General features: G+C 46.8%; 13 protein-coding genes. 8 read left to right on the plus strand and 5 right to left on the minus strand.

Translation table 11 applies throughout. The features are described 5' to 3' along the window. The 3 genes from QUB68_RS01545 to QUB68_RS01555 form a co-directional block, all read right to left on the minus strand. On the minus strand, positions 1-2,028 hold the full coding sequence (locus tag QUB68_RS01545; protein WP_332988725.1) for an adenylate/guanylate cyclase domain-containing protein: 2,028 nt from the start codon (positions 2,026-2,028) through the stop codon (positions 1-3). Continuing rightward, the gene (locus QUB68_RS01550; RefSeq protein ID WP_332988727.1) at positions 1,994-6,706 is read right to left on the minus strand and encodes a PAS domain S-box protein; all 4,713 of its coding nucleotides are present in this window, start codon (positions 6,704-6,706) and stop codon (positions 1,994-1,996) included. The genes QUB68_RS01545 and QUB68_RS01550 overlap by 35 nt, the downstream gene beginning before the upstream one ends. Before the next feature lie 593 nt (positions 6,707-7,299). Continuing rightward, positions 7,300-7,806: a hypothetical protein gene (locus QUB68_RS01555; RefSeq protein WP_332988730.1), complete on the minus strand. Its 507-nt coding sequence runs from the start codon at positions 7,804-7,806 to the stop codon at positions 7,300-7,302. A gap of 77 nt (positions 7,807-7,883) precedes the next feature. Between QUB68_RS01555 and QUB68_RS01560 the strand changes: the two genes are divergently transcribed. The 8 genes from QUB68_RS01560 to QUB68_RS01595 all read left to right on the plus strand — a co-directional run bounded on the left by QUB68_RS01560 (position 7,884) and on the right by QUB68_RS01595 (position 17,821). Beyond that, entirely contained in the window at positions 7,884-8,801 is a 918-nt protein-coding gene (locus QUB68_RS01560) for a histone deacetylase family protein (RefSeq protein WP_332988732.1), read from the plus strand. Positions 8,802-9,245: 444 nt separating this feature from the next. Next, on the plus strand, positions 9,246-10,526 hold the full coding sequence (locus QUB68_RS01565; RefSeq protein ID WP_332988734.1) for a glycosyltransferase: 1,281 nt from the start codon (positions 9,246-9,248) through the stop codon (positions 10,524-10,526). 87 nt (positions 10,527-10,613) lie between these two features. Further along, positions 10,614-11,600 carry a glycosyltransferase family 2 protein gene (locus tag QUB68_RS01570; protein WP_332988735.1) on the plus strand — a complete coding sequence of 329 codons (987 nt, stop codon included), beginning with the start codon at positions 10,614-10,616 and terminating at the stop codon, positions 11,598-11,600. A gap of 206 nt (positions 11,601-11,806) precedes the next feature. Continuing rightward, a complete protein-coding gene (locus tag QUB68_RS01575) occupies positions 11,807-12,829 on the plus strand; it encodes a glycosyltransferase family 61 protein (RefSeq protein ID WP_332988737.1) in 1,023 nt (340 codons plus the stop codon). Between the two features lie 27 nt (positions 12,830-12,856). Continuing rightward, on the plus strand, positions 12,857-13,438 hold the full coding sequence (locus tag QUB68_RS01580) for a serine O-acetyltransferase (protein ID WP_332988739.1): 582 nt from the start codon (positions 12,857-12,859) through the stop codon (positions 13,436-13,438). A gap of 446 nt (positions 13,439-13,884) precedes the next feature. Then, a complete protein-coding gene (locus QUB68_RS01585; protein ID WP_332988741.1) occupies positions 13,885-14,922 on the plus strand; it encodes a glycosyltransferase in 1,038 nt (345 codons plus the stop codon). Positions 14,923-15,240: 318 nt separating this feature from the next. Continuing rightward, positions 15,241-16,536, plus strand: a complete 1,296-nt coding sequence (locus QUB68_RS01590) for a glycosyltransferase family 4 protein (protein WP_332988744.1) — start codon at positions 15,241-15,243, stop codon at positions 16,534-16,536. Positions 16,537-16,567: 31 nt separating this feature from the next. Next, positions 16,568-17,821 carry a glycosyltransferase family 4 protein gene (locus QUB68_RS01595; protein ID WP_332988746.1) on the plus strand — a complete coding sequence of 418 codons (1,254 nt, stop codon included), beginning with the start codon at positions 16,568-16,570 and terminating at the stop codon, positions 17,819-17,821. Positions 17,822-17,980: 159 nt separating this feature from the next. On the opposite strand, the gene QUB68_RS01600 is transcribed toward QUB68_RS01595, so the two are convergent. After that, on the minus strand, positions 17,981-18,334 hold the full coding sequence (locus tag QUB68_RS01600; RefSeq protein ID WP_006635781.1) for a DUF1257 domain-containing protein: 354 nt from the start codon (positions 18,332-18,334) through the stop codon (positions 17,981-17,983). Positions 18,335-18,464: 130 nt separating this feature from the next. After that, entirely contained in the window at positions 18,465-19,985 is a 1,521-nt protein-coding gene (ycf46, locus tag QUB68_RS01605) for a stress-responsive protein Ycf46 (RefSeq protein ID WP_332988747.1), read from the minus strand. Between the last annotated feature and the right edge of the window lie 47 nt (positions 19,986-20,032).

Raw genomic sequence — 20,032 nt, forward strand, 5'->3', positions numbered from 1 at the left:
TTACCTTTTTTCTACCAACCAATAAGTCATCATATCCCCCTTACCTTTTACCGGAATCACACCTCGCCTCTCAAACAAATACTTATCTTTCAAAAGCTCATAGGTAACATCAGTAACTTGAATGCTGCCTGCAAAACCCGTAGCTTCCATCCTCGCCGCCACATTCACCGTATCTCCCCACAAATCGTAGGTAAACTTGCTCACACCAATCACTCCCGCCACCACCGGCCCGGAATTGATGCCGACGCGAATTGCCAGTTTTTCCCCTGTCTCGGCGGACAACTTAGCTATTTTTTCCTGCATTCCCAAGGCCATTTGGGCGATCGACTCGGCGTGGTCATCTCTCGGCGTAGGCAATCCCCCAACTACCATATAAGCATCGCCAATAGTCTTAATTTTCTCCACACCGTACTTTTCAGCTAACTGGTCGAAATGAGAAAAAATCACATTTAATCTCTTTACCAACTCCGTCGGAGACATTCTCGCCGACAGCTCAGTAAAGCCAACTATATCAGCAAATAAAACACTTACTTCGCCAAAACTGTCTGCAATTGTAGTTTGCTGGGCCTTCAAGCGTTCTGCTATTGGTTTGGGTAAAATATTTAACAGCAACTTCTCGCTTTGTTCCTGTTGAATTATCAGCTCTTCTTGCGCTAATTTGCGCTCTGTAATGTCAGAAACAGTACCCTCATAGTACATTAACGCACCTTGTGAATCCCGAACAGCCCGGACATTTTCTGACACCCAAATCCGGCACCCGTCTTTGCGGCATACCATAGATTCAAACCCCGAAACGGCATTTTCTGCATCCATAGCCGCCACGAATTCGAGGCGGCGTTCTGGGTCAACGTACAGTTGCTGAGAAATATCTTTAATGCAGGACATCAGTTCTTCCGGCGAGTCGTAACCGTACAATTTTGCCAAAGCTGGATTAGCACTGAGATAGCCTCCTGAAGGCGTGCTTTGAAAAATTCCTTCCATCGCATTTTCTACAATGCTATGATATCTTTCTTCAGCAATCCGCAGCGATTCTTCTGCTTTTTTGCGCTGAACCAGAGAACCTAATTGAGTGCCAACCGCATTAAAAACGTCTATAAATCGCCCATCTTTCGGACAGGAAGAAATTTTAAAGAAAACTAGCACTGCCAATACTTCATCGCCTACCAAAATCGGCACGCCAAAACCTGCTTTGAATCCGAGTTTTCGTGCTATTTGACTTCGGAGAAAATGCGGGTAGCCCCGGGAAATATCTTCTACCCATTCCGGTTCCTTGGATGCCCAAACTCGTCCCGGCAGCCCTATATTCATGAGAAATGTCAGCTTTTTGCTTTGGCTGCGGAACGATTCCATGTTCGCGCTGCTGGCATACCAGCCCCGGGCAGATTGCAGGACATTTCCTTCTGCATTCGGAATCCAAGCTTCTCCTACATCCCATCCGATTGTTTCGCCAACCTGGTGCAGAATTACTTCTAAAGCTGAGTGAAAGTCTACAGCTTCGCCGATCGCCCGCGTCGTTTCCAGCAAAAATCGGATTGATTCTTCAGCCCGCTGCCGTTCGGCGATTTCTGCCTGCAATCTCGAATTGCGATCGTGCAATTCCCTCGCTTGCTGTTGCAGTTTCGATTGCAGCAAACGCAGCGAAAGTTGATTTTGGACGCGGGCCAAGACTTCTTCTACTTGAAACGGCTTAGTAATATAATCTACTCCTCCTACTTGAAAAGCTTTTACTTTTTCCAGCACGTCATCTAGCGCACTAATAAAAATTACCGGAATATCTTTAGTTTTTTCACTTAACTTTAACTGCTCACAAACTTCATAGCCGTTCATTTTCGGCATATTAATATCTAGTAAAATTAGATCGGGAGGAGACATTTGTGCCCCTTGCAGAGCCAATTGTCCGTTAATAGCCTTCCTGACTTGATACCCGTGGGAACCCAGCATAATGGATAAAAGTCGCAAGTTGTCAGGCATATCGTCAACAATCAGAATGTCTCTAAGAGTCGGTGGTAATGGATGGTCGTTCATCATAATATAATTGAGTTAAATCAATAATGATATCTATCCGAAAATTATCGACTAAATCTGTTAAAGCGTTAGCGAGATTTGCCGAAGTTTCGGGAATTTGCTCGATGAGTCCGAGAATGCGGTTGTCGTCAACACAAAGTGCTGCTTGGTACAAATCGACCACCCAGTCTCTGGGCATTACACTCAAATCCTCCGGGGTCAAACTTTGAAGCAGTGTCGGTGCACAACCAGAAGTAGATGAGTTTTCTTCCTCATAAATATAACGCAGGTTCAGGTGATGGGCTATCTTCTCAAATAGTACCTCTTCCCGAAACGGTTTACAGATCAAATCGTCACAACCAGCAGACAAAATTATCTGCCGCTGCTCGTCAAAAGCACTAGCAGTCAGCGCAATAATTATTGTTTCTCTACCTTCTGGAGTTTGCTTGATCTGTCTTGTCGCTTCGTACCCGTCCATCACTGGCATCAGCATATCCATTAAGATCAGGTGCGGCTTCCAACTTGACTGCAAAGCAATTCCTTCTTCACCGTTAGTTGCTTCGCAGACTTCAAATCCCAGCGGTGCGAGCAGCTTAACCAGCAGTTGGCGATTTTCCGCTATATCTTCAACTATTAATATCCGATAAGTAGGCTCTCCCAATTCTAAAGCAATAACTTGTTTAAACGCAGATTTTTCTGGTTCGTCACTTTCTGTTACTAAGTTAACCTGGATACTAAAGCTGAAAGTTGTGCCTTGACCGAGTTGACTTTCAACAGCAATATCACCTCCCATAATCTTCACAAACTGTTGGCTGATCGGCAATCCTAGCCCGGTTCCCTGCATAGATTTTCGACCTGTTTCGGTTTGTACGAAGGGCTGGAATAATGTGGAGATTTCCGAGGGAGAAATGCCTGGGCCAGTGTCGGCAATTTCAAAAAGCAATAGGGCTTCTTTTTGTGCTGCGGCGTTGGTTTCGCGGCTGCTGACACGCAAAGTAACGGTTCCGTATTGAGTAAATTTAATCGCATTGCCGAGCAGGTTAATTAAAACTTGCCGCAATTTAGCTTCATCTGTTTGAATGTAGTGCGGCAAATCGCCGATATTCTCAAAGCTTAAGTGCAAACCTTTAGAGTTGGCTTTTAGTTGCAGCATTTCTTTGAGGCTATTGAGAAAATTATAAAGGTTGAAGCGGCTTTCATTGATGGTAATTTGACCAGCTTCTATTTTAGACATTGACAGAACATCATTGATCAGTTCCAGCAAATGTTCGCCGCTGCGGTTGATAATTTTTATGTATTCTTTTTGTTCTTCTGTGATCGAACTGTTGCGAGCCATGACTTGAGAAAAGCCCAGAATCGCATTGAGAGGTGTGCGCAATTCGTGGCTCATGGAAGCGAGAAATTGGCTTTTGGCGCGGTTGGCAACTTCGGCGTTTTCTTTGGATTTAAGCAGTTCCATTGACTGCCTTTGAGTGCGGGCGAGCAATTCGGCTTGCTGCAATGCTACTCCTAGCTGAGTGCCTACATGAACTGCAACATTAATTTCAGCTTCGCTCCACTGGCGGGGAGCTGAATTTTGATAGGATGCTAGCAGTCCCCAGAGCTGTTCGCCGCAGAAAATTGGCACAGTAATATAGGATTTGGCTTGAAATTTTTCTAGCAATTGGATGTAACAATTATCGAAGCCTTGCTTGTAAATGTCTGGCACACAAAGGTAAGTTTTACCTCGGCTGTAGGCTCCGCCTTCGGTTTCTTGCAAATAGGTATCGCGTACTTCTTGTGAGGTGCTATCGAATTTTTGGACGAGGCATTTTTCGCTTTCTAAAGCGCCTTCTGTGAATTTAGAATCTATCTCCTGTACTTGGATGAAAGAAACCCATTTGCTGTCAACGGATTCGGCTACAAATTCGCCGCTCCAGTCAGGATTGAAACGGTAAAGGGCGACTCGATCGCACTTCATGGTTTGGCGCAATTCTCGGGTTGTCGCGTGAAAAATTTCTCCGATATCTAATGTCTGCCGCATTCTTTCAATCACGCGGGCGATCGCTCTTTGCCGCAAAGCACTTTCTTGCAGTTCGGTTTCTGCTTGCTTGCGTTCGGTAATATCTAGAGCCATTGAAGCGATACCGATCGCTTTGCCGTTCTCGTCAATTAGCCTAGTATTGTACCACTCGCAGATGATAATTCTGCCGTCTTTGGTCAGATTTTCGGAAATGCCACTGGATTTGCCCTTCAAGCCGAGATCTAAAATCTCAGATGCTTGCTGGCGAAAGCTTTCAGATACGATCAAATCGGGGGCGACTCTCCCTTTCGCTTCTTGCTCGCTGTAGCCAAAAATAGCTTCCGCGGCCGGATTCCAAGTGATAATTTCTAAATTCAGGTTTAACTCGATAACTGCGATCGGCGTTTGCTGCAATAAAAATGAGATTCTTTGCTGCGATGCTAGCAGTTTTTCTTCCGCTAATTTGCGCTCTGTGATGTCATTAGCCGAGCCGAGAAGTTGTTTGGGTTTACCATCATTGGTTCTGAGAAATACGGTATCCCAACTTTGCATCCAGCGCCATTCACCGTTTTTGTGTTTCATTCGGTATTGATAATCAATCACATCGCCGTCTTTGGCTCGCTCCACTTTTTGGACGCTTTCAAGAAACTCTGGCAAATCGTCGGGGTTGAGCAGAGTTGACATCATTGCTGTACCCATATCTTGTATTTCTTGGGCTGTGTAGCCGAGCATCGTAGCAATTTGTCGGTTGCAGTAAACATTCCGCTGTTCAACCAAATCGTAAACGTACAATAGGTTGGGATTGGAATCGGCGATCGCCTGAATGAAGTGTTGGCTTTCTCGGAGTGCAGATTCAGCTTGTTTGCGATCGCTAATATCTCGCGCTACCATAATCACTGATTCTACTGAAAGCGGAGAAACTTTAGCGTCTAGCCAAACTTCGCGCTCTCCGACTGTATAGCTATATTCAACATTGATACTTTGCTTCGTTTTTAGAACTTGTTGGATGGCATTTAATACCAAATCTGCCACAGATTCCGGCAAGACTTCGTGGGCGGTTCTGTTAATCATTGCGCTGGCAGGTTTCACCAAATTCGTCGCTGATGTCGGGGCGATTTTGATGCAGCGCCCTTCGGCATTTCTGACTAAAACTATGTCAGTCATGGCGGCAAAAATCGCCCGCAATTCTGCTTCAGATTCTTTGAGAGCTTGCTCGGCGCGGATGCGGGTGCGAATTTCTGCTTGCAACTGTTGATTTTGCCGATCGAGCTGCTGAAGTCGGTTTTTTTCTCGATCGATCAGTTTAGCTTGAGCCAGCGCGATCCCTAGTTGAGCCGCCACAGCTTCTAACAAGTCGATTTCATCTTTCGTCCATTCGCGGTAGCGATCGCACTGGTGCAAGCAGATAGCGCCGTTTGCCTTACCTTGGTAGGAAGTGCGAATTGCCAGCATCGATTTCAACCCAACCCGGCGGCAAATCGGTTGAACAGCTTGCAAAAGGGGCTCTGAGTCAACATTGTTAGAGGCGATCGCCCGATCTTGTATCATCATTTGTACGACATGAGGATTGCCCCAAATCGGCACCGATACATTCCGAGTAGATTCCCACTCAGGTTCTAGATACTCAGCCACCAGAGGAATATCGACTTGGGGAGTAGTAACGTAAGAATGAATCAAACAGCGATTGGCGCAAAATGCCTGACCGATTTGAGTTGCGGCTGTTTGAAATATTTGTTCGGGCTGCAAGCTTGATCGAATTTCTTGAGTTATTTTTGCAATCAGCAATTCTCGCTGAACTTGGCGTTCTAAAGCAGCTTTAGCTGTCGCCGTTTCTATTTCTGCTTGCTTGCGATCGCTGATATCAAAAAGTACGCCATACCAAACAATATCGCCATTCTCGCGCAGTTCTGGTCGAGAATTAGATTGCAGCCATTTGAGTTTACCCGACGGCGTAACAATCCGCCATTCAAGGGCAAAAGCTTCTAAAGTTCGAGCGCTAGCAGCAATTTGTTCTCCCAGATATTGTCGGTCATCTGGATGATTTTGATCGAAGCAAAACTCAGGATTTTTTAATATTTCCTCACTCTCTAATTCATAAATATCCTGAGAACCATAACTGATATATTCAAATTTGAAACTTCCCTCTGACTTCTTTATGAATTGATAAATAACTCCCGGTATATTGACCGCCAATTTTAGCAACCGCGCTTTGCTTTCCCGGAGTGCTTGTTCTGTCCGCTTGCGAAATTCTACCTCTCGTTGCAGTTGGGCATTCTGCTGTTTTAATTGTTTCGATAGCTGTTGTATAGTCAGTTGACTTTCGATCCGCAATAAAAATTCTTCCACTTGAAAAGGCTTAGTAATGTAGTCAACGCCGCCGACTTCAAAAGCTTTTACTTTGTAAAATATTTCATTAAAAACGCTCACAAAAATCACTGGTATTTCGCAAGTATTTTCGTTAGCTTTCAGTCTTTCGCAGACTTCATAGCCGTTCATTTTGGGCATAAGAATATCTAGCAAAATCAAGTCGGGGAGAACACTAAATTTAGCATTTATCGCCATTTCTCCCGAAATTGCCCGCTGAACTTTATACCCCTCTTTCGTCAATATATTTGATATAAACCGGAGGTTGTTGGGCTGGTCATCAATAATTAAGATCTGAATATTTTCTTTGTTGATAGCCATTTTTTGTATTGCCATTTTGAATTTTAGTGTGTTAGCAGTAGATTAATGAGTTAATAATTCGATCATTTTTTTACAACTAAAATAATTTATCAAATTTTTCAAACCTCAGCAAATAGAAGATTGTTTTTATATATTGGTTCATCGAATAACGCACCTTTTCTTCGTTTAACTTTTTGGTTAAGAGTCTGAAATTCGCAACTCAAATCAACCGCATTTTGGTCATATTTTATTGCACAAACAAATCCCATTATTCGCTGCAAAGATTAAGTCTGCTGGAAAAAATCATTACCGGAAAGAATTGGTTGAAAGCCGGAACCCTTTTAGGGTTCAATTAAAATCAGACTATTTATTACTCCAATCCTCGGACTTCTTTTGTCTAGTGCTGTCAACTGTCGAGGGGTCAACTGTCAACTGAATGAATTAGGCACCCCGACGCGAAAAAACCGGGTTTTTTACACTTCCCCCGGGCTGCAACGCGTCTTGCTGTGAAAAAACCAAGGTGATGAGGCATCCGCGCGTAAGTCTTAAGATATTTATAGGCAACTAAGAGTATCGATCGACTCGCCCGCACCCAAGCTCTGCCGTATCAATTCTTTTCCCAGTCTTTTCTATGCCAGCAATTCCTTAAGTTTAGCAATATTTTCCGGGCTAAGGGAGATTTTAATTTCAAGTTCTCGGTCAGCCGCCCACAGCAGCAAAATATTATCTTCCCCCAAGGCGACTTCAGGATTGTTTAATTCAAGTGTTTGATATTTAACTTCGGGAAATCCTATGCGAATTACCAGTTCTGATTCTAACTGAGGATAGATGTACAATTGCTGTTGCAGGTTGTCTAATTCTAGTTTTTGAACTGTGTTGTTACGTTGGACAGGAGAAGCGGGTGTGTACCAATAGAGAGTATCCTCGCGAATTTCGGGATTGACTATCACAAATGTTTCGTCAAAACGCTGGGGATGCCAGTGAATTTCGCTGAGACCGCCGATTTGCGGAATCAGTCGCTCTACCCAGCTAATTTCTTTGCCGTTGAGGTTTCCCCACCACTGACTGATACGATCTAGGCAGTCAGAATTTTCGGGGTTGTTGCTGCCGGACTGCCAGACTGTTTTTAGTTGCATATAAAGGTTCTCCAGCGAATTTAAATCTGAAATAGCAGGCTGTCAATTGGAGATTCAATCGTTCTACAATCATCTTAATGGACTTACCAATTATCTACCACGAAGATTACGTTGCACCCCTGCCCCCGGATCACCGCTTCCCGATGGCAAAGTTCCGAATGCTTTACGAAATGTTGCTCGCGGACGGGGTAGCAGATAAATCGCAATTTCATGCTCCCGAACTTCCCCCTCAAGAATGGATTGAATTAGTCCACGATCGCGACTACGTTCAAGCTTACTGCAACGGGACGCTCGATGCCAAAGCGATTCGGCGAATTGGTCTGCCTTGGAGTCGGGCCCTTGCTAACCGCACTTGTACTGCGGTTGCAGGGACGGTACTAACTGCCAAGCTAGCTTTAGAATACGGTTTAGCTTGCAATACTGCGGGTGGAACTCATCACGCTTTCCCTGCTTTTGGGTCTGGTTTTTGTATTTTCAACGATTTGGCGATCGCCTCTCGCGTCTTGCAAAAAATTGGTTTAGTTCGCAAAGTTTTAATTGTCGATTTAGACGTGCACCAAGGAGACGGAACCGCCGTAATTTTCCAAGATGACAGCAGCGTTTTTACTTTTTCGATGCACTGCGAAGTCAATTTTCCCGGCACCAAACAAAAGAGCGATCTAGATGTACCTTTGCCGATCGGTATGGAGGACGACGAATATTTACAAACCCTGGATAAATTTTTACCAGATTTGCTGTCAAATGTCAAGCCAGATTTGGTTTTGTACGATGCAGGAGTAGACCCTCACCATGGCGACAAACTGGGAAAATTAGCTTTAACTGATACGGGCTTATTTCGTCGGGAAATGCAAGTTTTGACGGCGTGTTTGGCTGGCGGATATCCCGTTGCCTGCGTGATTGGGGGCGGCTATTCTGATGACACGAACGGGTTAATTTACCGACATTCGCTGCTGCACCGAGCCGCAAGTCAAGCCTACAGACAATATCGACTTTGAAGCTCAGCGGTGAGATTTCAGATTGACTTATAGCGGTTCTCAAGCGTGGTGAGGTATGCCCACGGAGCCCACGGAGCCCACGGAGCCCATAGCCCATAGCCCATAGCCCATAGCCCATAGCCCTATGCCGTTCGCGTACCTCATCTTTCTGAGAAAGGCTATAAGTATTGACTTGATACCAATTCTCCAAACTCTGCAATAGTAGTCGTAGGGTGCGGAGCAATTTTTTAAGGTTTAAATAAAAATAGACCTCACAGAGCCGCACCTGACAAGCAGGGTTAAGAAAACAAACCCAACCATTATTTGGGAGCAAGAATTTTGAGAAATGGTAGAAGTATTGTTTCGCGATAAGTTTGACATTTATTAAAAGTATCCATTCATACAAATATTTACATGAAGAGGTATTTAAAATATCTAGTATAGTGTTCCCTAACAGCGTATTCCATGACATCCACCTCGTTAAATACCAGAGAACATGGGGCCACAGAACCGCCCTTGAAGCCGATCGAGCAGCGCTACCTGCTCGTCCTCAACATCAAATCTTCCTGCGACTCCAAAGGCAGCAGGTATCTCGATCGATTGTGGGCAAAAGACTTAACCGAACACTTCAAGTATTTGAAAAACTTCACCCTAGCATCTCCAAGCGCGCTAGAAACCCCCACAGGAAACACAATAGAGGTGGAGAAGGAACCATCATTTGCCGGTGCTAAATTTATTGACCTGCCCTGGCAAAATAGCTACGCCAAAGCAATATTGCTGCTGCCGACGACGGTTGCCCAACTTTGGGGCGCGATCGCCTCTTCAGATCTCGTACACAGCGGCGTAGCAGGCTGGCCGATTCCGATGGCGTGGTTAGTGACGCCAATAGCCCTGCTCCAGCGCAAACCATACCTGATCGTAGTCGAGTCCGCACCCTGGCGGCTGCAACCGGGCACCGCTGCCAGCATCAAAGCCAAAATTCTGGCTAACCTATCGGAAACATTAAATCGCTGGTGCATCAACAGCGCCGACTTGACAATCTTTACACAGTCAGAATACCAGCAGAGTTTATTAACCAAACGGCACAAACCAAGTTACATAATTAATGCTTCGTGGATCGATGAAGCAAATATTATTTCCGACGGCGACGCGACCAAAATATGGCACGAAAAACTTTCTGCCTCACCCAAACAACTAAAAATAGTATTTGTAGGCAGATTGCATCCAGATAAAGGCCTGTTAGTTCTCCTAGAAGCCATGAAAATTTTGGACGAGCAAAACATTGCCGTCAAGCTGGACATCCTCGGTGAAGGCGAGCTGTTAAGCAACTGCCAAGCAGCCAGCAAGGATCTGCAAAAATCGGCACAGATCGAAGTTTTGGGAACCCTTCCTTACGGCCCAAAATTATTCGAGCGGTTCCAACAATATCATGCTCTTGTGGTTCCCAGCCTCTCAGACGAACAGCCCAGAGTGGTCTACGATGCTTATTCCCAGGCCCTACCGGTACTGGCAAACAACACAGCCGGACTGCGCGACTGCATCGAAAACGGCATCACAGGCTCGATCGCCAATTGCGATAACCCCGCTGCTTTAGCAAACTTGCTCAAACAGTCGGGAGAAAACTTGAATTTACTGCAAAATATGGGCATGGCAGCTCTGAAAAAGGCTCGCAGCCTGACTCACCAAGAAATGCACCGCCAGCGGTGGCAGCTTTTGTTAAAAATGTTGGATCGATCGGCAAAGTAGGCGATACCAGCCGGAACGGGCGATCGATCGATCTTGCCATAGCGGCACAACTTGAGCTAAAAAGTTGTTAAACCAACAACTGCACCTATGTCCAACGCCAGCGAGCCCAATCACCCGTATCCACTGCTGGTTGTCATTGTTAACTACCGAACCGCTAGTTTGACAATTGACTGCTTGCGCTCTCTAGTTAGCGAAGTGCAATCTCTACCAGGTACGCGGGTTGCAGTTGGCGACAACGCATCCGGCGACAATTCTACCGAAGAAATACCCGCCGCCATAGCCGCATTCGGCTGGAGCGATTGGGCATCCTTCGTGCCCCTAGAGCGCAACGGCGGATTTGCCTTCGGCAACAACGCCCTGATCCGTCCCGCCCTAGAATCCAGCAATCCCCCCCCTTACATCCTGCTGCTCAACCCAGACACTGTAGTTCGCCCCGGAGCTCTGAAAGCACTGGTGAACTTCATGGACTCCCACCCCGAAGCAGGCATTGCCGGCAGTCGCTTGGAAGATCCAGACGGTACTCCCCAGCAGTCAGCGTTTAGGTTTCACACCCTAGCCAGCGAGTTCGATTTCGGCTGGCGGCTCGGGTTTGTATCAAAACTGCTAGCAAGGTGGGCAGTAGCCCCTCCAGTCCCTCAAGAAACTTGCCAAACAGACTGGGTAGCAGGAGCTTCCGCGATCGTCCGCCGCCAAGTATTTGAAGCAGTTGGCTTGCTGGACGAAGCATATTTCATGTATTACGAAGAAATGGACTTTTGCCTGCAAGCTAACAGAGCAGGCTGGAGTTGCTGGTACGTACCAGAAAGCCGAGTCGTGCACCTCGTCGGGCAAAGTTCCGGCGTCAATAACTTTCAACCTCGGACTAAGCGACTGCCGCAATACTGGTACGATTCCCGGCGCCGGTACTTTGTCAAAAACTACGGTTGGTTGTACACAGCATTAGCCGATTTATTCTGGGCTTCCGGTTTTGTTTTTTGGAGAATGCGGCGGGTTGTTCAGCGCAAGCCGGATACCGATCCGCCCAATATGCTGAGCGATTTCATGTCCAACAGCGTATTTTTCAAAGGAGGCTAACGGCCTGACTCGGGGAAATTGAGGATAGAAAATTTAAAAATTGATGCTCTGAGAATGTGCGCCAGCTTTTTTCACGATGTTTTTAAAGTTTCCGTTCTCAATTTTTCATTCATGGCGCGCACAAAGCGCACTCGATAAAAATAGGCGCTTTCAAAAATAATTGCCTATGGGAGCGCAGAATACAGCAATATCCGCAGGTGATTTCAATGAACAGCGAAACCGAAAAAAGCACTGTACTATCTGGCCGATCCATACCAATACCAGCATCGAAAATGTTTACCTACCCCACGCGATTGGCGAGTGCGTGGAAGCCCGATATCATGGAAATTAACTTGCCGGAATATTTGTTAGAAAGACCCTCCGTAGAAATCATGGTTCGCCAAGGCTCAACCCGGTCAATTAAAATAAATAGCGGCAATATTTACCAAAAAATCTACAGAAAATTAACCCCACCGATGCCAGTTGACGGCTCGTACATTTTAGACTCCCGCTACGAAACAGACGGCAACATAGCCCACATGATGACTGGCGTAGTACCCCAACTTTTAGCAGCCAAAAAAGTTTGCGACAAAATCACAGTGGTTTTGCGATCGAATGCTACCAGCATAGCCAAAAATATTTACAACCTGCTCGGAGCATCCGTGCTGTGTACGGACAAAGATATTGACGGAAAGCTGATATTAGCCAGCCAAAACCATACGTACTCTTATGACGGATGGTACACTACTTTATTCGGCGAATTGGATGTTGAGAGGTGGAACCACCAAACTCCCGAAAGAATATTTATTGCTCGTAAAGGAGCCAGAAGTTTAATCAACGAAAGCGAAGTAGAACAATTTTTGCAAGCATATGGATTTCGTAAATATTACTTTGAAGACATCCCGATTGGCGAACAATGGTCGGTAGCAACAAATGCTAAAATTATAGTGGGAGTACACGGGGCAGCTCTGTCCCATTTGGTATTAAACCGTTACCAAGTTAAGCTGATAGAATTATTTCATCCGGGTTACGTAGTCGATATGTACCGAAATATTGTCGGAGCTGTAGGCGGAAATTGGTGTGCCGTTAGCGGTCAAATTACACAAGACTTAATCGCAGAACTAGACTTTAAACAACAAGCTAGAAAGTTTGCAGCCACTCCCACCCGCATCGATATCAATTCTTTGCAGATGGCATTAGAATATTTGCAGATAAGTGCCACACAGTCAAATCACTCTGTGCCAAACTAAACAAATAACCGATCGCCCGAATAAATTATGGTAGCGCAGCCGGAACTCACAGAAACTGCTAATCAAATAGAAACCCCAGAATTGGGACTTTGGCAACAAATCAAAGAAGACTGGATCGCTCACGGACGCGACTGGACAAAACCGGGATTTCGCGCCGTAGCAGTTCAAAGGTTCGGCGTCTGGAGGATGCAGGTAGAACCAAAACTGTTCCGGGCTCCGTTGAGCATTCTGTATCGATCGCTCTACCGCAAAATCCGCAATACTTACGGGATAGACTTGCCCTTCACCGTTAAACTCGGCCGCCGGGTGATTGTGGAACATCAAGGGGCGATCGTCATTCACGGCTACTGTATCATTGGGGACGACTGCATCATCCGCCAAGGTGTAACCTTAGGAAATCGGTACTTGGATCGCCCATTAGAAGCCCCAAAATTGGGAACGCGAGTCAACGTCGGCGCCGGTGCTAAACTTCTCGGCGGTATCAGTTTGGGAGATGGCGCGAATATCGGTGCTAACGCTGTTGTCTTGTCAGATGTGCCGGCGGGTCAAACAGCAGTCGGCATCCCCGCCAAGATTCTGAAATCTACCAAAGAACGCGAAAATGATTAGATCGATTTTTCCGAAAATCCTCCGCCATTTTGCGATGCGTTAGGGGATATTCCAGATTCTGCGACATCAAATTCTGCGGCCCTTTGTCCCGCAGAATAAACCGAATTTCTCCTGCGCCACGGCAACCTGTACTAGAAATCCCACGCACCTACAGCTTGCAGTAGCGATTTCTGGCGGCGCTCACAGCATCATCAACAATTCATTTTTCCTGCTTTCTGTAGCAGTTGATGCGCTTCCCCAAAATGGTTTTCCCAGCAGCTTCGCTTTCCTAAAGATTTCGATTGAAATGTAGGTTAACCAGTAAATTGCACGATCGGCTACCAGTTGTTGAACACGCTCAGACAGGAACTCGCTCGGATGGATTATATAAAGATATTGTGAAGTTAGCTAAACTGTTACTAAAATATTAAAATAACAGCTCCCAAGTCTAATTTAAGAGGTAAACTTTGAAACAAGTTGGATTGGTTGCGATCGGGCGGAATGAAGGCGATCGGCTCCGAGCGTGCTTGCAGTCAGCGCTCGTCCAAGAAGCTGTGGTGGTTTATGTCGATTCCGGCTCCACAGACGGCAGCTTGGAATTAGCCCGATCGCTCGGAGCCGATACAGTAGAACTAGACCTATCTATCCCATTTACCGCAGCACGCGCCAGAAATGAAGGATTTGCCCGCCTGGGGCAATTAGCTCCCGACACCGAATTTGTCCAATTTGTAGACGGCGACTGCTCCATAGTTGACGGATGGCTCCAGAAAGCCCAGCAAGAACTCGCAGCCCGACCAGAATTAGCAGCCTGCTGCGGGCGGCGGCGCGAGAAATTCCCCGAAGCCACAGCATACAACCGACTCTGCGACATAGAGTGGGACACGCCAGTTGGCGACGCCAAAGCCTGCGGCGGCGACTCTATGATGCGAGTCAAAGCATTCGAGCAAGTCGGCGGTTTCAACCCCGCCCTGATAGCCGGCGAAGAACCGGAACTGTGCGTGAGGCTGCGCCAAAACGGCTGGAAAATCGAGCGCTTAGATGCAGAAATGACCCTGCACGACGCCCAAATGACAGGTTTTGACCAGTGGTGGAAGCGCTCTCAAAGAGCAGGTCACGCCTACGCCGAAGGTTCCTGGCTGCACGGGAACACCCCCGAACGCCACTGGGTGAAAGACACCCTCAGCATCTGGTTTTGGGGATTCGTTTTGCCAGTGCTAGCATTGGGTACAGCCTGGTTCACTCACGGGTGGAGCCTGTGGTTGCTCGCCGGCTACCCGGTACTTATTTACCGAATTTACAGCCGGATGCAGCAGGATCGGAGTTTGCCAGCCCAGGATGCTGCACTTTATGCTATATCTTGCGCGATCGGCAGATTTCCTCAGTTGCAAGGTCAGATTCAGTTTCACCAGCGCCGATTGCTGGGACAGCGCAGCAGCTTGATTGAATACAAGACCTCAAATCCATCAATTGATCAAGTTAGAATCAGTGCTAAGTCTACTAAGTAGGTCAGCCACCATCCACTTAACTTGTTTTTTCTGCAACTTCTCCCCTGTACTCCCGAGTCGCGTTTTGGTAGAGAGGCGGTTTTTCCCCCAACCTTTACACCAACACGCGACTAAAAAAAAACCGCAGCCGATCAAGTAATTGATTGAAAACTCAACTTACAAATAGTTCGCGATCGCACGGGTAGCGAGAAACCTGGTTTTTTAACCAAAATATTTGCTTAAAACCTTCAATCTCGATTTAAAAACCCGGTTTCTTTGCCAGAAATGCGTCCAGGACTGACAAATATAGATAGAGCGATAAACAAAGGCATCCCACCCATGAACAACCAAAAATTAAAAGTTTTATTAATTGTAGAGCAGTGCAACCCCGAGGCGGCATCGGTACCTTTGGTAGGTTACAAATTTTACCAAGGAATTAGCAAATTGGCAGATGTAACTCTGGTTACCCACGAAAGAAATAAAGACCCCCTGTCAAAGTTAAAAGAACACACAAATATTACTTATATAGCCGAAAGTGAACTGAGCAAAAAATACTTCCCCCTAGTGGTAGAGCGCCTGACAATGAGAGGCAAAAATAACTGGCCTTTAGCTAATGTTTTAGGTTATCCAGTTTATGCAGAATTCAATCAGAGAGTTTATGAAACTTTCAAAGAGCGAATTAAGAGAGGAGATTATGATTTAGTTCATGCGATAACTCCCATGCAGCCGCGGTTCCCTTTCAAAGTAGTTAAAGCTTGCGCCCGCACTCCAGTAATCATCGGGCCAGTGAATGGCGGCGTTCCTTTTCCCGCAGGGTTTGAAGAAATAGCCAAACAGGAATATGCTTACCTAAACTTTTTCCGAGCGGTGGGCCGTGCATTAATACCGGGTTACGTGGAAACTTATAAAAAAGCTGATAAAATCTTAGCAGGTTCGACATATACTTTGAATCTAGTCAAAGATATGTTTGGCCTTCCCGACAGTCGAATTGAACTGTTTTATGAAAACGGTATTGCCAGTAGTTTTTTAACAGAAACCAAAAAAGTAAAAAATGGGAGCCAGATCGAATTACTGTTTGTGGCTCGGTTAGTTCCCTACAAATGTGCGGACATTCTCATAGAAGCAGTGAGTAGATTAGATCCCAGCGTTAAAGAGAAAGTCCACTTAACCATAGTAGGTGACGGGCAAGAAAGAAACTCTTTAGAAAACCAAGTACGAGAACTTAAGTTAGGACAAAAAGTTACGTTTGCGGGTTGGGTAGGTCAAGAACAAACAGTTGAATATTACCGACAGGCGGATATTTTTTGCTTTCCTTCGATCAGGGAGTTTGGCGGCGCAGTGGTTATGGAAGCGATGGCTTGCGGTCTGCCCTGCATTGTCCCAAATAACGGCGGTATCGGGGAATATGTAACAGAAGAAACAGGCTTTAAGATCGAGCCAAAATCTAGAGAGTATCTCACTCAAGAATTAACGAACAAAATAACAATTTTGGTCGAAGACGATAAGTTGCGGGAAAGGATGTCGGCGAAGTCGAGGGAAAAGGCAAAAGAATTTGAATGGGATAGCAAGGCTGAAAAGATGATAGAAATTTATGCAAAAATGATTGTCGAAAAAGCAGCTTCTCATTCTAAATAGTCTGTTAATCCTGTTAGGAGGAGGACAAGTTATGCGAGTTTTAATTGTTGCTCAAAATGCCTCAACTAAATTCGGCGGCGAGGCATTGCTGCCGCTGAACTACTTCCGGATACTTCGATCGCGCCAAATAGAGACGTGGTTAGTAGTGCACGCGCGCACTCAGCCCGAACTTGCAGCGCTGTTTCCATCCGAGGGCGATCGAATGCACTTTGTACCGGACACTTGGGTACACAGGCTGCTCAGCTTTTGGGGGGGATTTTTGCCTCCCAGGTTAGGTGCACCTACTTTAGGCCTGCTCAATCACCTCTACACCCAAGTGCTACAGCGGCGCATTGTGCGGCGGCTGGTGAGCGAACACCAGATTGATGTCGTACACGAGCCGACACCAGTCTCGGCAAAATTTCCTTCGCTGATGTTCGGATTGGGGGCGCCTGTAGCGATGGGGCCGCTGAACACGGCTGTGAAATTTCCTCCGGGATTCGGACGATCGCGCCAAAATCCGACCATTGATATTTTAATCGCGATCGGTCACCAGTTCGTCGATTTCTTCAATCGTCTTTTGCCGGGTAAAATCAAAGCCGAGACGCTGTTGGTGGCAAACGATCGCACGAAGCAAGCACTTCCGACTGGGGTGCAGGGTAAAATTATTGAACTTGTGGAAAACGGTGTGGATTTCTCGGTATGGCGATCGGAATCTACCGCATCAAAGCAGGCAAATCAACAAGTTCATTTTGTTTTCTTGGGGCGGTTGGCAGACTGGAAGGGGGTAGACTTACTGTTAGAAGCTTTCGCCGCCGTCACCGCTCAAACAGATGCAGTTTTGGAAATCATCGGCGATGGGGAGATGCGAGGGGAACTCGAAGCTCAAACAGCTCGTTTAAGTCTCGACAGCAGGATTGTATTTAGCGGCTGGCTGTCTCAGGAGCAGTGCGCTCTCAAACTGCAACAAGCCGATGCACTGGTGCTGCCAAGTTTGCGGGAGCCTGGGGGCTCGGTGGTAATGGAGGCAATGGCAGTGGGCTTGCCCGTCATTGCGACGAATTGGGGCGGCCCGATGGATTATATCGATTCCACTTGCGGTATTTTAGTAGAACCAGTTTCTAAAGAAGGCTTTATCAAGGGATTGACTGAGGCGATGCTGAAGCTCGCTCAGTCGCCAGAATTGCGGCAGAGTATGGGTATGGCTGGATGGGAGCGGGTTCGGGAGAATTTTGATTGGGAACGCAAAGTCGATCGCATGATTGAAATCTATCAACAAACGATCGACACTTCCCAGAAGCATTAGCTAGCCCAGCATTAAAGCAGCAGATCTCAACCTGAGAGCTGCTGCTTGGGGTTGCTAAAAAAATGTGGCGGGTCAAAAACCCCACTCTACATCTTAGTTAGCTAAAAACGGGTTAACCTGTTTTTGGTTAACCCGCGAGCTTGGAAACGCGCAGAGCGATTAATTTTGCACTACCAACTTAACGTTGGCGTTTTGCAAACCGCGCTGCTTGACTGCTGCCAAGGTCTTGTTAACTGCGTACTTCTGGTTGATGGAGTTAATTAACTCAGTTTGATTGTGCTTTTTGGCGACGCCCCACAGGTCGGCAATCAAGTCAAAGGAGCCGTCGCTATTGCGAGACCAACCCAGGTCATATTCGCCTTCCAGAATCGCCACGATGTCGGAGCGAACGCGCTGGCCGTTATAGCCGCGAACATCAGCTTCGGACTTGACTGAAATGCCCAAGTCGCGCAGGGAAGCTTTCAGGATTTCGGCATCAGTGATTTTGGTACGCAGAGTGCTAAAGTGAGACATTGGATTTCCTCCTAATAAAACTGAGAGAGAAACAACAACGGTCTGGATTTAACTGTGCCGCTGGGCGGCTCTTCAATCGAACTGCTAGCTGTTGCTAGCCTTTGCTCCTGTTTGGACCAGGAGAAAGCTTTTAGAATTCCATTCGCTGGTATTCAGCGACGGAAGACGCAGCGGGCCGTGCGCGCTGTCTCGCCCAATCTCGGAGGGCGCTGACCTGTTCGGTCATGGTTTTAGACAGTGGCATTGTGGATTTAATGGCCGCGATGATGTCAAGCTGCGTAAACTCTCGATCTTGAGCGAAGGCTTCGTACATGGCTGCTACTAGCGCTTGCTCAATCTCTGCACCTGAAAAGCCGTCGGAAACATTGGAAAGTTGCTCTAAATCGAAGCGAGTAATTTCCCGGCGCCGCTTTGACAGGTGAATCTTAAATATATCTTGGCGTTCTTCTTTGCTAGGTAAGTCTACAAAGAAGAGCTCGTCGAACCGGCCTTTCCTCAAGAATTCCCCCGGCAACCGCTCGATTCGGTTGGCTGTTGCCATTACGAAGACTGGGGAAGTCTTTTCTTGCATCCAAGTCAGGAAAGAACCGAAAATCCGGCTGGAGGTGCCTCCGTCTGAGTCTGCCGAACCAGTGCCTCCTGCAAAGGCTTTGTCTAGTTCGTCGATGAAGAGGATGGCTGGAGAGATGGATTCTGCGGTTTTGAGGGCGTTGCGGAGGTTGGCTTCCGATCGACCTACCATCGATCCATCGTAGACTCTACCCATATCTAGCCGCAGCAGGGGCAGTCCCCAGAGGCGGGAGGTAGTCTTGGCAATCAGCGATTTTCCGCATCCCGGTACACCGAGAATTAACATCCCTTTTGGTTGGGGGAGACCGTATTCTCTCGCCCTTTCGGTAAATGCGTTGGAACGCTGTCTGAGCCACCGTTTCAGCTCTTCTAACCCGCCGACTGCATCCAGGGTTTCGTCTTCTTCAATGAACTCTAGAATGCCGTTGCGCCGAATTAGCTGCTTTTTCTCCGACAGAACAATGTCTACTTCCTCTTCCGTCAAGCATCCCTTGCAAACTTGGGCTTTGCGATAAACTTTTTCAGCTTCATCCTTGGTTAATCCCAAGGCTGCTTTTAAAAGTTTTTCTCGCGCTTCTGTGGTAATGCGTTTCGATTTTGTTTGCTCCAACTGGCTAGACAATACTTGGTTTAGTTCCTTCATGTCTGGGAGCGCGAAGTCTAATACCACTACTTCCTTTTCTAGCTCGATCGGTATTTGCTGCAAAGGAGACATCAGTATAATTGTCTTTTGTGTTCCTTTGAAGTTGGCGATCGCATCGCGCAACCACCGCGTTACCGGAGGAGAATCGATAAAAGGATGTAAATCTTTGAAAATGTAGATGCTAGCGTTGCTATTTGGTTCTCGCTGCCTGATTACCCATTCAATTGCTGCCTCTGGGGAGACGGTGTTGTGTTGGGTGGTGGTGCGGGGTTGACCGTACTCTACAATGCCGTGAGTTACAGTCCAGATAAATACTCGTCGCTGTGGTTTGGCTTGAGCTATTGTCGAAATTGCTTGCTCACACCGCTCTTCCTCGGATGTCACGAGGTAGATCAGAGGATATTGAGCTTGGATTAGAATACTGATCTCTTCTTGCATATTCCTCGACCCACTAGAGACGGTGCTATCTTTGCTGAATCTCAATG

The sequence above is a fragment of the Microcoleus sp. A006_D1 genome (assembly GCF_036702805.1).
GTDB lineage: Bacteria > Cyanobacteriota > Cyanobacteriia > Cyanobacteriales > Microcoleaceae > Microcoleus.